A 12,966-nucleotide genomic window follows, 5' to 3' on the forward strand; every position below is an offset into this window, starting at 1 on the left:
ACCTAGCGGTTCGAAGTACCTAGCAGTTCGAAGCACCTAGCGGTTCGAAGTACCTAGCAGTTCGAAGCACCTAGCGGTTCGAAGCACCTAGCGGTTCGAAGTACCTAGCGGTTCGAAGTACCTAGCAGTTCGAAGCACCTAGCGGTTCGAAGTACCTAGCAGTTCGAAGCACCTGGCGTCACGAGTACCTGATGGGTAGTACTGTAGTTGCAGCACGGCAGTAGGCAGGACCAGCAGCACCTCACCTCGGAATAGCAGCACCTAGCAGTTGCAGTAGCAGCACCCCTGGAAGTGGAAGCACCCCTGGCAGTAGATTCACCTCACCTCGAAGTTGCAGTAGACGGGCCCTGCCTCTTCCCTGGGTAGGGCCCTGCGTTTTTCCGCGCCATTCCCCACGGGCCGCCTACTTCGATACGCTGATGCCGTACGCGCTATCGTTCGCCGTCACGGGACCAAACCGAAACGACGACTGCTCCCGCTTGGCCACATACATCGCCGCATCGGCAACGTCGATGAGCTGGCGTACATTCTTCACGCGATCCGGAAATGTGGCGATCCCGATGCTGAGGCCGATCTCGAATCGCCCGGCGTACTCGGCTTGAGCGACCGCACGGACCTGCTCGATCAAACGGCGAGAAAGTGCCCGCAACTGCTCGTCATCGCCGTAATCGGTCAGCAAGACGACGAATTCGTCACCCCCTACTCGCGCCAGCACATCTTCGCGCCGGACAGCGGCCGAAAGCCATTTGGCGAGCCGCCGCAAGAACACGTCGCCCGCAAGCAACTGCCGCATCGCCTGCTCGACGTCGCGCGTTCCGCGCAAGTACGGCTGCAAATAGGCTGCGGAGCCTGTGAGGAGGTACCCGCGCTGCCCCGTCTCGGCGTCTTGCAGATCGTCGAGTGCGCGGTTGGTCGTGCCCAACACCGTGAAGGCACGGTCTTCGAACACGCCGTCCTGGATGATGATGCGCGCCTCATAGACGAACGCCGCGGCGGCCGACAACAAGCCGAGGACAAGCACGACATACAGCACGACGAAACGATTGCGATCGTTGCGTGCCGATCGAAACAGCCGCGCGGGCAAGGCTTTCTCCGGAAGACGGGGTGTTTGATCAGATGGTTTCAATGATAGTCGAGCATGACCGCCATATCACGTCCACGAGAATCCTGATCAACCCGGCTGCTCCACCTGTTCGTCCGACTCGCCGTGGGACGATGCCATCACGACGCAATCGCGGCCTAAGGCCTTTGCGGTGTAAAGCGCCGCATCCGCGCGCGCCAAGACACGTGCAAGCCTATCGCCCGGGCCGAACTCGTCCACGCCGGCGCTGAATGTGTACGGCGTTTGGCCGCACGGGTGCGCCGCGATCGCCAAGCGCAGACCGTTCATCAACTGCAAGGCTTCGGCCTCGCGCGTTGCGGGAAACAGCACGGCGAACTCCTCTCCTCCAAGACGGCCGAACAGATCGCCGGATCGCAGCGACTTCAACACCGTCGACGCAAAGTGCACCAGCGCGCAATCGCCGGCCGCATGACCGTGGCGATCGTTCACTGCCTTGAAGTTATCGAGGTCCAGTATCGCTAGAGCAAGGGGTGTTCCACTCGCTTGCGAAGCCGCGACCGCCGCATCGGCGCGCTCCATGAATGCCCGCCGCACGAGCGATCCGGTCAATTCGTCGATCGTCGCGAGCCGCTCCATGCGCTCGGCTAGCCGATCGTGCGCAAGCATCACCATCCCGATCGACATGAACGGGAAGCTCAAAATGCCGAGCCCCAGGAAAGCGATGTTCAGCGGAGACGGGTCGAGAAAGGCAGTTTGATGATCCCACCCGAAGCCATATGCGATCGACCGCGCCAGATGCAGCAAGGCGCCGACGAGTGCGGCGATCCCGAGAAAGTAGTAGCTGTATTTCGGCCGATGGGCGGGCCGATAGCGCAGCGCCGTCCAACCGACCGCCGCGCGAATGTAGGCGAAGTACGCCGAAGTGACGAAGACGCTCGCGTCGAGATTGGGCCTGACGTAGATGAAGTACAGGAGCGCGATATAGACGGCGACGACTGCCGCATACTCCGGTGCCGTTGCCTTATTCCTGCCGAAGAACTCGCGCGCGCCTTGCAAAATGGCGAAGCTGCCGAGCAAAAAGAGCCCATGCGCGAAAGCGATGCCGAGCCACGGCGGTACATGCGCTTTGTCGAGAACCAGCCCGATCCCGACGGAAAAAATGCCATAGGCGGCGCACCAGCGCGCCACGCCTCGGACGTTCGCACGCAGCAGCGAGCCGAGCACCGCTGCGCTCATCACGCAGGACATGAGCGCTATGCTCAAAAGCGCGACGGTGCTGGGCATGATTTAAGTTGGTTTGATGGTATCGATGGGCACGGGGTTAGAGCGCCCCGTACCTCGCACGGCCGGCTTCCCCGTTTATGCCGCATATCGTATCGCACTCCATGGTCCGACTAAATGAAGTGTTGCAAAGCAACACCTCGATTCTATCGATTTCGTGTGCCCAGCACGGTTGCAATGGGCGGATTGGCTTCGAATTTAGCTCTACCTGTCGAGAAAAACGTCCGAACATTGCGAACGTTGGAAGATTGCGTAAAGAGCCGGCGCGCGAATTCGTCATACGAGCGCATGTCGGGCAATTCGACGATCACGACGAAGTCCGGCCCGGGCGACACCCGATAGCATTGCGTCACGGCGGCTTCGGCACAGACATAGGCTTCAAATGCGTCGTAATCCTCGACTGCCTGGCGATCGAGACTAACCTCGATGACGGCCGTGACCGTCGACGCAATTTTGGAGAAATCGAGCACGGCCACTTCCCGCTCGATAAGACCCGCCTCTTTCAGTTTGCGGACTCGTCGTAAGCACGTAGGTGCCGATGCGAGCGCTCTTTGAGCTAAGTCAATATTCGATAGCGAGGAATCTGCTTGCAGGATCGCCAAGATCCGCAAGTCGAGATCGTCCAAATCGAGTTCCTGCACCCCGGCCTCCATACCGTCACCGGCGCCTTCGTTAAATGAAATTTAATTTCACATTGAATCATATCTCACGCTTCACTTCATTTTCTACTATTTTTTGAAAGAAAATTTCATTGCCATCCCCTTACGATCGCCTCCATGGACCTGCAACGCGGGTCGCCCAACGGAGAGAACGAAATGTGCGGAATCGTCGGCGCGGTCGCCCAGCGAAACGTCTTGCCTACTTTGGTCGACGGATTGAAGCGGCTCGAGTATCGGGGCTATGACTCTTGCGGCGTTGTGGCGTATCAGGATCGCAAGCTCGTGAGAGCACGCAGCGTCGAGCGCGTCGCCGCATTGCAAGCCGACGTCGCGGCGCTCGGGTTGTCGGGCTATACGGGAATCGCGCACACGCGGTGGGCGACGCACGGCGCGCCTATTACGACGAATGCTCATCCGCACTTCTCGCCGAGCGACGACAACGCGCGCATCGCGCTGTCGCACAACGGCATCATCGAGAATTGCGACGAATTGCGAGTAGAACTCGAGCAGCACGGTTACGTATTCGCGAGCCAAACCGACAGCGAAACGATCGTCCATTTGATCGACCATCTTTACGACGGGGATTTGTTCGAGGCGGTGCGGCAAGCAGCGGGCCGGCTGTGCGGCAGCTACGCGATCGCCGTCATGTGCCGCGACGAACCGCATCGGATCGTCGGCGCGCGGGAGGGTATGCCACTCGTCGTCGGTTTAGGCGACGGCGAAAACTTTTTGGCTTCGGATGCCATCGCTTTATCGAATGAAACGGATCGAATCGTCTACCTCGAAGACGGCGATGTCGTCGATATTCAACTGCATCGCCATTGGGTGGTCGACCGTGACGGCCATCGCGCCGAACGAGCCGTGCACATCGTCGCCGCACACAGCGGAGCGGCGGACCTAGGCGGCTATCGTTACTACATGCAGAAGGAAATCTTCGAGCAGCCGCGCGCGGTGGCCGATACGCTGCTCGACGTGAATTCGATCATGCCGGAGCTTTTCGGCGACGGCGCTTGGCGTGTTTTCAACGGGATAGACTCCGTGCTGCTGCTCGCGTGCGGCGGCAGCTATCACGCCGCGCTGACGGCGAAGTATTGGATCGAGAGCTTGGCGGGGTTGCCGGCCAGCGTGGAAATCGCCAGCGAGTTTCGCTACCGCGATAGCGTGGCCAATCCCAAGACGCTCGTCGTTGCCGTATCGCAGAGCGGGGAGACGGCGGACGTGCTGGGTGCCGTGCATGTCGCGAAGCGGCTCGGGATGGTCAATACGCTTGCGATCTGCAACGTGCCGACGAGTGCGCTCGTGCGCGAATGCGCGCTGAACTTCATGACGCGAGCCGGGATCGAGATTGGCGTGGCGTCGACCAAGGCGTTCACCACTCAACTCGTCGCACTGTTTCTTTTGACTTTGACGTTGGCGCAGATTCGAGGGCGGTTGAGCGACGAGGAGGAGCGCCGGCATCTGCATGCGTTGCGGCATTTGCCCGATGCGATGGGCAAGGTGCTGGCGCTCGAGCCGCAGATCATGGGGTGGTCGGAAACGCTCACTCGGAAGGAGAACATTCTGTTCCTTGGGCGCGGCATGCATTTTCCGATCGCGCTCGAAGGCGCGCTCAAGATGAAGGAGATTTCATATATCCATGCCGAAGCTTATGCGGCCGGAGAGCTTAAGCACGGGCCGCTGGCGCTGGTTAGCGATGAGATGCCCGTGGTTGCGGTTGCACCGAACGATCGGTTGCTGGAGAAGCTGCGGTCGAACATGCATGAGGTCAGCGCGCGCAACGGACGGCTGTTCGTGTTTGCCGATGTCGATTGCGGGTTGGTGTCCAGCCCGGGCGTGAGTGTGATTCGGCTCAATGAGTACTACGGGCCGCTATCGCCGATCCTGCATACCCTGCCCGTGCAATTGCTCGCGTTTCACGCGGCGCTGGCTAGGGGAACGGATATCGATAAGCCGAGGAATTTAGCCAAGTCGGTTACGGTGGAGTAATAATCGGCGCCGCCAATTAGGCGGCTATGGTATTCGCCACTTCGGGGAGCACGGCCCTGCTCTTGCCGACTGACGCCGCGCATGCCCCCAATCTCACATTTGCGTTGCGTGCGCGGTCTCTTCCGGCATGTCGTGCGAAGCCCCAATTCAAACGAACGGCGGGATCGCAATGCGAACTGCCCTCTACAGCAGTTCCGGATCGACCTTGGGGACCTTAGGCGCGAGCTTTAGCAAACGGTCGGCCTGCGTACAAATGAAATCCGATACACGACGCACCAAGTCCCTCTCGTCGCCGATATACACTTGAGACTGGGCCAGTTCAGGAGCAAACCGCTTGGCCGCGAGCGCCATTCGTGTCATCTCGCGCCCAACCAAAGCGGTATCCATTCCGATCCGCTTGGTGAGATCCGCTAACTCGAACGCAGTGACCTGCTCAAGAATGAAGGCATCGCCATAAGCCATCGCCATTTCCTGCTCGACGACATCGCTGCCGCCATACGCATTAATCGACACGAGATCATACATTGGCGCAGGCAAGAGACGCTTTCGTCTTACATAGAAAGAGACATTCTTTCCGTGCGCATCGCTATTCCCGATCAGCAGTTGCAAGAGCGCCCAGCGCAGCAAGAACGCCTTTGCGCTCGCGGGAGCTTCAAAGTGCTTTTCTAGCGAAAAGAGCTTCTCGAAGCTTACCCCCTCGCGAATGTTCGCGACGTGTTCCCCATGACCGAAGTTTCGTTCGTACTTGAAATGCGACGGCAAATCGAGCGCCTGGCAACCATCGATGATATGCAACCGGTCGACAGCAACGATGCGTTCGGGATCGTCCAAATCGCGATGCACGATGCGATCGAAACGCTCGATAAGCAATATGGGTTCTGGAATGCGTCGAATCTGGACCCGCGAAACCGGCAAGCCCAGCGCCGCAGCCAACGTCATGCAAAAGTGTTCGTTGGCAACAAGGAATGGCGTATTCCGACCTCGCGATTCGGGCTTCAGGATATGGGTCGAACTGAGCGTACCGTCGACCAGCGAAATCCGCCCTCCTTCCACCATCACTTGCAGTTTGTCCTGATAGCCTGCGATCGACAATCGCACTCTTCGGTCCCAAACCGGAAACGGGATGGCATCTCGCTCGCGGATTCGCTGACTCAGTTCATCATTCGGAATTTCGCGGCGGATAGGTTCGGCTGGCCTATTGCAGCGATCCGTTGCGGCTTCGAACGGCAAGAAACTGAATGCACCGACGGGCTCCTGTCCAAGTACGCCGATGAGCCCGTACACATTGTTCTTCGATATCTGGTTGACCACCGACGCGACCTCGAGCGCGCGACCTTCCGGCAGCAGGTTTTCGAGAAAGCGATGAACGGTACCGGAGGACGGGACCTCGCCCGAATGCAGGATATGCGGCGAGAGAGAAAAGGCGCCCTTCTTTTTCTGCCACACCGCGTCGTACGCGAAGCTGTATTGCCCTTGTAGAGGCTCGAAACCGAGCAGGCCAACTGCCTCGTTATTGGTCGACACACGCAGGAAATGCGCCATCAAGCATTGTCCTCGGGCTGCGGCCGTAGCGCATCGACTGCATCTTCCGCTTCGCTGGGCGTTACGACGAGCAGCTTCAGACCGAGCCCGTTCAATACCTTGAATAGCTTTTCGAGCCCGACCGACTGTCCGTTCTCGATTTTGGACAGCACGTTATGTGTTACACCGACCAGAGCCGACGCGTCATCGATGCGCAATTCGGAGCGCGCGCGCTGGTTGCGAACGATTCGCCCGAGGGCAGCTAGATCATCGGCGAGCGGACTCAAGGAAGCGTCAGAGCGCGGTAAGGTTCTAGCCATAGTTCAGATATTTCAACAACTATCGATCTCGGAGCAGCGACCGCTCCTTTGTTCAGAGATTTCAGCAATTATAGATCCATGTTACCTTCAACGCAAATAGTTCATAAATTTCAACAACTATAGTCGCTGCATCCTATCTGAGAGGCATAGTTCACGTATTTCGACAATAATCGAGGCGCAATAGTCATAGTCGAGCATGCTGCCGGCGGGTACTACCCGCTGACCTGCGCATCGGAGCGGGGGCGTCCACGTCTTCATGGATCAGCCCGCTCCTCGCGAACGATGATCGCGAGACAGAACCGGATGAACATATCGACAGCGAGGTCGCATACGCAACTCGGCTGAAAGATCGCACCAGTCGGCTTTAATGCTTACGCTTGACCTTCGATCAAAAACTTCGTGCGGTCCTTGGCAGCCGCCAACCACGCCGGCGCGCGACCGCGACCGCTCCAGGTCGCGCCGCTCTTCGGATCGGCATACTTGGCCGGCTGCTGCCCTTTGACGTAGTTGCCCGAACGCTTCGTCCCGCTCTTCGTGGAAGGAGCCGGCGACGAACTCACTGCACCGCCGTCGACTAAAAAGCGGTCGCGGTTCTTCGCGCTCGCAATCCAAGCCGGAGCACGGCCGCGTCCCGACCAAGTCGCACCCGTCTTTGGATTCTGGTACTTCACCGCAGCCGCCGCAGTGCGAGCTACAGCCTTCCTACCGGCCTTCGCACCGCCCTTCTTGCCGCCGACATAAGCCTCGATATCCGCCACCGTTACCCCACTCTTCTTCATGAGGCCAACGATTCGGTCGAGCGTTGCCGTGGCCTGCCGAGCCTTGAGTGTTTCGGCCTGCTCTTGCAGGCGCTTGATCTTTGTCTGGATTGATTCCAACGTTGGCATGAGGTCCTCCCTTTATATAATTGGTCGGCACTATGCCACGACAGCCGGTGCTCCGCCAGCGGCGAGGGCAATTTCGGGCACTTTGACGCCCATTCGTTTCAAGACTTGGGGCCATCGGCTCATTGAAAGCCACTTGCGATTATCGATGTAGCGCTACACCTTAGCCCGGCCATTCAGCAAATGCAGTACCGTCTCGACCGCTGCCTCCGTCGTCTGCAAACTCGTATCGATCGACAACTCCGGCGCTAGCGGCGCTTCGTAAACATCGCCCACGCCGGTCAAATTCGCAAGCTCGCCGGTTCGCGCCTTCTTATAGAGCCCTTTAGGATCCCGCCGCTCGCAAACCGCGAGCGGCGTCGAAACGAATACCTCGACGAACCGAGCGTCTCCGACTGTCTCCCGCGCCTTATCTCGATCGTCCCGGTAAGGAGAAACGAGCGCGGCGATCGCAACGACGCCGGCCGCATTGAGTTCTTTACACCTCACCGCCACACGTCGAATGTTTTCGCTTCGGTCTTCCCGCGAAAAGCCAAGATCGCGGCACAGCGTCTGCCGCACGACATCGCCGTCCAACACGTCGCACATCCTGCCTTGGGCAGTCAGCGCGGCAGCCAGCGCATGCGCAATCGTCGTCTTGCCCGCGGCGCTCAAACCCGTCAGCCAAATCGTGCAAGGAAAATGCTTCATTTATTGCCTCGATGTCGATGCATTTCGCCGAGCACGCCGGCGCGAATCTTCCGCTAGCCCCGCGCTCAACTCGAGGGCCAGCCGCAAGGATAACGACTAGCTTCGGCCAAATGGCGTTTTCCAGTACCCCGGAGCCACTGGACAACATTACTTACAAAAATATTGCATTGGCACGACAGAATACAGGGCCCGTCGCCGCAACGTATCGACGACAGCCCCGTCTACTTACCCCGCTATTGACTAGCCGGAAGGCCCGACGTCAGGATGCTCGTCACCGCCGCGGCATTGGAATACGTCATCGCAACGATCTTCGCGATGTGCTGCGCGGCCGAGCTACCGAGCGGAATGCTCACGGTCACGACATTGCCTGACGTGTCGGTACAGGCGTAATAGCCCGACGCGTTGCTGATCCCGTACGTACTCTGACTGACCGAACCATTGTCGTAGGTCGTCTGAATCGCGCATCCGCTCGCTCCAATGGCCGCCGAGAACTTCGGCGTCCAGGTCAGCGACGCCGACGAACCCGTTATCTGCCAAGGCTTCACCCCGTTGAACGCGAGTTGGATCGCGTACCCGCTGCCGTTGTCCACCTTCTGTGCGGTGATATCCACGGGCAGGTTGTACGAGGAACCCGACGCATTGCTGTAGAGCGGCACGTTATGCACGGCGATATAGTTGCTCGTCGTGAAATCCGACGGGAACCGCGGCAGCGTGGAGAACGCGTTCTGAATGCCGTCGAAATCCAACCCCATGACCTTCGTCACGGAATCGGCGATCAGGACGAACGGGACCTCCGGGTAAGTGCTCGCAATGCCGTCGCTGCTGTTCGACGCGTTGGCATACTGCGTTTGCGCCAGCCGGCGCATCCACTTCCAAGCGTAGTCGTACCGGTTCGTCGAGCCATCCGATACGTTGAAGAACGACGTAGGCAGATACGTGAAGCTCTCGATCCCCGGCGTGTAATTGTCGTTGTTGTTGTCGTACTTGTACTCGGCGGAGTTGTTCACGTAATCGGCCTGAGCGGCCACCTTCTGCCAATCCGTGATGACATTCTTATAAAGCGGGAAGAAGTTCGGCTCCTCCGCATAGCCGTCGAGGTAGGTCAAATTCGAGGCCGGCATCGACGTTCCGTTCGGCGCCGCTTGCGTCGTATAGGTATCGTTCGCCAGCCCGACCTGCGCCACGTAGAACCGGTTCGCGCTACTCTCCCACCAGTTCGTATTGAAGTTCGAACGAAGGGTGTTGCAACGCGCCGTATAAGTCGACGCGGTGCTCGGGTCGCTCAAGAACTGCGGATAGCTCGCGAGCTTGCAGAAATAAGCAATTTGCGATGCGGCCGAATCGCCGCCCAGGAAAATGTCGTAGCCCGGCCATATGATGTTCGACTCGGTCGGATCGTAAGCGAACTCGTTGTACGTTGCCGGATCGTTGCCCGGCGAGTTCGTCACTCGGAAGCCGTCGGGATTCCAAAAGTGATTTCCGTTCGAATCCTGTGCATTCCAGTACGTCGAATTCACTTCGCCGTTGATGTACGACGCCATGTTCTTGTAGCTGGGGTCGCCCGTCATCTTATAGAGCGTCAAGATGCTGTCGCCGATCTCGAACACCGCCGGTTGCTCGGCCCGCCGCTCGTACGGCTTGCCGTTAACGCCGAAAGCCCACCATGGAATCGGATGCGAAGGGTCGGTCGTATCGATCACCGTCGAGAACTTCTGCGCCATGTTCAGGTTCTGACTGTCATAGCCCATGTAATACGCGCCGATCAGATAATGCGCGTAGTCTCTCGAGTAGTAGGCGCATCGCCCAGCCAGCGATGCGAAATACCCTCCGCCCCCGCTGTCCATCCCCGATTGGCTGCAATCGGCGCTGGTCGCGGCCGCCCAATCGAACCGGTTGTAGAGCCAGCTATAGTTCGCATCGGTCAGCGCCAGTTTGCTCGCCTCGTTGACGGCGGCATTGAAGCCGTTCGCGATCGTCCCTTGATCCGCGCTCGTCGGCGCCGGCTCGTTGGAACTCATATAGATGCTGCTCGTATTGACCGGCGCCGCGGCGGCGCTTACTTTCATGGCCTGGCTCACGGCCGCCGCGGACGGGCTGCTTCCGTCGCCGCTCCCGCATCCGGCCAAAACCGCGGAGAACGTCGCCAGGACACCAATCTCTAAATAACGACGCGCGTACGGCACGGACGACACAAAGAGCCGTTGCTTTTTCCGAGACATGATTCTCTCCAAGATAAATGGTTGGAACGTCACGCTTCGTCAAGCCGCTCCGGCTTAAAAGAGGCGTTGTCCGCCCCGCAGGAGCGTTCCTTTACTGCATACAGCCCAGCAAACGATTAGTTGTCCTAATCGATATGAAAGGAATCGATTCGCGATTTCACGGGCCGGGGATCGGCCCTGCGGCCCGATCAGCTGTCTTCGGCCACGGCCTTCATGCAGACGATCACGGCCGACTCGGGCGGCATGGGGGGAATCGGCACGCCGAGATCCATCAGCGTCGCGCCCGGCATCTCCACGCCCCCTTCCCGCATGGCCGCCAGCCATTCCGTCTGCCCCTTGAAATGCGGCGCATGGGGCATATGAAGGATGCGCACGACGTAGCTCAGATCGCGCCGCAATCCCTTCGCGGGAACCGGCATCGCATAGCGTGCGGTGTCCTCTCGGCGACGAAAAACGCTCAGCAGCGACGCGCGTCCGTCTTCGGCCGTCGCCTGCGTCCAGACCAAGGCATCGCCGAAGCGCCCTTGGTGCAGCACGCCGCGGTGCGAAATCGGCCGGCATTGCTTATAAAGCGTGATCCAGTACCGGAGTTCATCGGCCTCGGCATCCGATAGCGTGCGTACGTCGAGCTCGAGACCGAGATGGCCGAGCAGCGCCACCGCGGCGCGAAACGGCATCGAATGCCGCCGGCCGGTCGTGTGAGAGCATGCCGCGCCGATATGCGCGCCCATGACCTCCGGCGGAAAGAAGCGCAAGAAGCCGCGCTGGATATCGATCCGCGTCAACGCGTCGTTGCAGTCGCTCGTCCAGACGCGATGCATATAGGCAAGCGCGCCATAGTCGGCACGCCCCCCGCCCGAAGCGCAACTCTCGATCTCCACATCGGGAAACGCGCGGCGCAAGCGCTCGAGCAATCGATATAGGGCGAGCGTCTGGCGCCGATAAGCCGCGCGTCCATGATGCCCCGCGGTGGCCAGGTCGCGATTCATATCCCACTTCAAGTACGCGATCGAGTGATCGCGCAGCAAGGCGCCGATGCTTTCGAACAGATAGTCCGTCACCGCCGTTTCGGCGAGGTCGAGCACCAGCTGATTTCGACCTGTCACGAAGGGCCGGCCGGCAAGCTGGAGCACCCATTCGGGATGCGTTCGAAAGAGATCGCTATCGGGATTGACCATTTCAGGTTCGATCCACAGGCCGAATTCCATGCCGAGCTCGCGCACGTGCTCGACGAGCGGCGTCAGCCCCTGCGGATACTTGCGCGCATCGGGCCACCAATCGCCAAGCCCCGCCCGGTCGTTGCCGCGCCGATGAAACCAGCCGTCGTCGAGAACGAATCGCTCCACGCCGATTCGCGCCGCGGCACCCGCGAGTGCCTGGAGATCGTCGAGGTCGTGCTCGCAATAAACGGCCTCCCACGTATTGAGGATGACCGGGCGCGGGCGCATGTGGCGCTGCGGCCAGTCCAGCACCCGCGTTCTGACGAAGCGATGAAATTGCGCACTGAGCCCGTTCAGCCCCTGGTCGCTGAACGAGAGAAACGCACACGGCGTGCGATAACGCTCGCCGCGCGCGAGGACAACTTCGCCCGGCGCCAGCCATTCGCCAAGCTGCAGTTGGCGGCGTCCATCCGTCAACGGCTCGATGAGGATCGTATGATTGCCGCTCCATCCGAGGTGGGCGCCGAACACCGCACCTTCATCATCGCCGAGCGACGCGCCGACGATGACGCCGGGAAACGAGTCGTGCGACGTCCGCCCGCGCCGGTTGTCGCGCCGCCATGTCGCCACGCCCAGCGTTTCCCGTGCCTCTTGAAACTCGAGCGTCCAGCGGCCGGAGAAGCCCAGCACTTGGTCGGCCTGCGCCGGCAGCGGCACGCAGGCGGCCGCCAGCCAATCGAGGCGATACGGTGTTTCCCCGAGGTTCTCGACTTCCGCCCAGGCACGGACGACGTCCGATCCCGGGTCGATCGAATAGCTCAGCGTGACCGCCAGCGATGCGATCGGGTCGCTCAACCTCATGAGCAACGCATCGCCGTCACGGCTCATGCCGTCGAGCCGAAAGTCCTGCGCCCAATCGCTATCGCCCTGCGAGCCGGGGCGGCTGCCGAGCAGCGCCGGCTGATGAAACCAGCCAAAGCCATGAGTCGGCAGCACCGTGAACGGCGGGTCGCCGTCGAGCACGGTGGGCGGCGGCGGCCGCATGCCGTCGGCCGGCCAGACGAGCGCGTGCTCGCCGAGCGGCGCCCCGAAATGGCGCCAAACGGGTGCCGTCGAGCGCGCTTGTTCCAACGCCAAGCCAACCTTCCCGCCGTTCAATTGAATAAGCATCGTATCCGTCATG

The 12,966-nt window shown here is 60.1% G+C and carries 10 protein-coding genes; 1 reads left to right on the forward strand and 9 read right to left on the reverse strand.

Annotated features, from left to right (window positions below):
• Positions 1 to 403: 403 nt before the first annotated feature.
• From DWV00_RS16490 to DWV00_RS16500, 3 genes are all read right to left on the reverse strand, one after another.
• Positions 404 to 1,084: a GGDEF domain-containing protein gene (locus DWV00_RS16490; protein ID WP_115534681.1), complete on the reverse strand. Its 681-nt coding sequence runs from the start codon at positions 1,082 to 1,084 to the stop codon at positions 404 to 406.
• A gap of 87 nt (positions 1,085 to 1,171) precedes the next feature.
• Positions 1,172 to 2,347 (reverse strand): GGDEF domain-containing protein, encoded by a 1,176-nt coding sequence (locus DWV00_RS16495; protein ID WP_115534682.1) that lies wholly within the window; start codon positions 2,345 to 2,347, stop codon positions 1,172 to 1,174.
• A 143-nt stretch (positions 2,348 to 2,490) separates the two neighbouring features.
• Positions 2,491 to 2,997 carry an Lrp/AsnC family transcriptional regulator gene (locus tag DWV00_RS16500; RefSeq protein WP_181885486.1) on the reverse strand — a complete coding sequence of 169 codons (507 nt, stop codon included), beginning with the start codon at positions 2,995 to 2,997 and terminating at the stop codon, positions 2,491 to 2,493.
• A 162-nt stretch (positions 2,998 to 3,159) separates the two neighbouring features.
• Between DWV00_RS16500 and glmS the strand changes: the two genes are divergently transcribed.
• Positions 3,160 to 4,989: a glutamine--fructose-6-phosphate transaminase (isomerizing) gene (gene glmS / locus DWV00_RS16505; RefSeq protein ID WP_115534971.1), complete on the forward strand. Its 1,830-nt coding sequence runs from the start codon at positions 3,160 to 3,162 to the stop codon at positions 4,987 to 4,989.
• Positions 4,990 to 5,172: 183 nt separating this feature from the next.
• Here glmS and DWV00_RS16510 read toward each other — a convergent pair whose 3' ends face one another.
• The 6 genes from DWV00_RS16510 to DWV00_RS16535 form a co-directional block, all read right to left on the reverse strand.
• Positions 5,173 to 6,531 carry a HipA domain-containing protein gene (locus DWV00_RS16510; protein WP_115534683.1) on the reverse strand — a complete coding sequence of 453 codons (1,359 nt, stop codon included), beginning with the start codon at positions 6,529 to 6,531 and terminating at the stop codon, positions 5,173 to 5,175.
• Positions 6,531 to 6,830: a helix-turn-helix domain-containing protein gene (locus DWV00_RS16515; protein ID WP_115534684.1), complete on the reverse strand. Its 300-nt coding sequence runs from the start codon at positions 6,828 to 6,830 to the stop codon at positions 6,531 to 6,533. Before DWV00_RS16515 ends, DWV00_RS16510 begins: the two co-directional genes overlap by 1 nt.
• A 371-nt stretch (positions 6,831 to 7,201) precedes the next feature.
• The gene (locus DWV00_RS16520; protein ID WP_115534685.1) at positions 7,202 to 7,717 is read right to left on the reverse strand and encodes an H-NS family nucleoid-associated regulatory protein; all 516 of its coding nucleotides are present in this window, start codon (positions 7,715 to 7,717) and stop codon (positions 7,202 to 7,204) included.
• Between the two features lie 153 nt (positions 7,718 to 7,870).
• On the reverse strand, positions 7,871 to 8,404 hold the full coding sequence (gene cysC / locus DWV00_RS16525; RefSeq protein WP_115534686.1) for an adenylyl-sulfate kinase: 534 nt from the start codon (positions 8,402 to 8,404) through the stop codon (positions 7,871 to 7,873).
• A 233-nt stretch (positions 8,405 to 8,637) separates the two neighbouring features.
• Positions 8,638 to 10,623, reverse strand: coding sequence for a hypothetical protein (locus DWV00_RS16530; protein ID WP_115534687.1), 1,986 nt, complete (start codon positions 10,621 to 10,623; stop codon positions 8,638 to 8,640).
• A 188-nt stretch (positions 10,624 to 10,811) separates the two neighbouring features.
• The gene (locus DWV00_RS16535; RefSeq protein ID WP_115534688.1) at positions 10,812 to 12,965 is read right to left on the reverse strand and encodes an alpha-galactosidase; all 2,154 of its coding nucleotides are present in this window, start codon (positions 12,963 to 12,965) and stop codon (positions 10,812 to 10,814) included.
• Between the last annotated feature and the right edge of the window lies 1 nt (position 12,966).

This window comes from Trinickia dinghuensis (assembly GCF_003367175.1).
Lineage (GTDB): Bacteria > Pseudomonadota > Gammaproteobacteria > Burkholderiales > Burkholderiaceae > Trinickia > Trinickia dinghuensis.

Coding starts and splice junctions, on each gene's coding strand:
- DWV00_RS16495 (WP_115534682.1), bottom strand. CDS start 2,347: ATGCCCAGCACCGTCGCGCTTTTGAGCATAGCGCTCATGTCCTGCGTG.
- DWV00_RS16500 (WP_181885486.1), bottom strand. CDS start 2,997: ATGGAGGCCGGGGTGCAGGAACTCGATTTGGACGATCTCGACTTGCGG.
- glmS (WP_115534971.1), top strand. CDS start 3,160: ATGTGCGGAATCGTCGGCGCGGTCGCCCAGCGAAACGTCTTGCCTACT.
- DWV00_RS16510 (WP_115534683.1), bottom strand. CDS start 6,531: ATGGCGCATTTCCTGCGTGTGTCGACCAATAACGAGGCAGTTGGCCTG.
- DWV00_RS16515 (WP_115534684.1), bottom strand. CDS start 6,830: ATGGCTAGAACCTTACCGCGCTCTGACGCTTCCTTGAGTCCGCTCGCC.
- DWV00_RS16520 (WP_115534685.1), bottom strand. CDS start 7,717: ATGCCAACGTTGGAATCAATCCAGACAAAGATCAAGCGCCTGCAAGAG.
- cysC (WP_115534686.1), bottom strand. CDS start 8,404: ATGAAGCATTTTCCTTGCACGATTTGGCTGACGGGTTTGAGCGCCGCG.
- DWV00_RS16530 (WP_115534687.1), bottom strand. CDS start 10,623: ATGTCTCGGAAAAAGCAACGGCTCTTTGTGTCGTCCGTGCCGTACGCG.
- DWV00_RS16535 (WP_115534688.1), bottom strand. CDS start 12,965: ATGACGGATACGATGCTTATTCAATTGAACGGCGGGAAGGTTGGCTTG.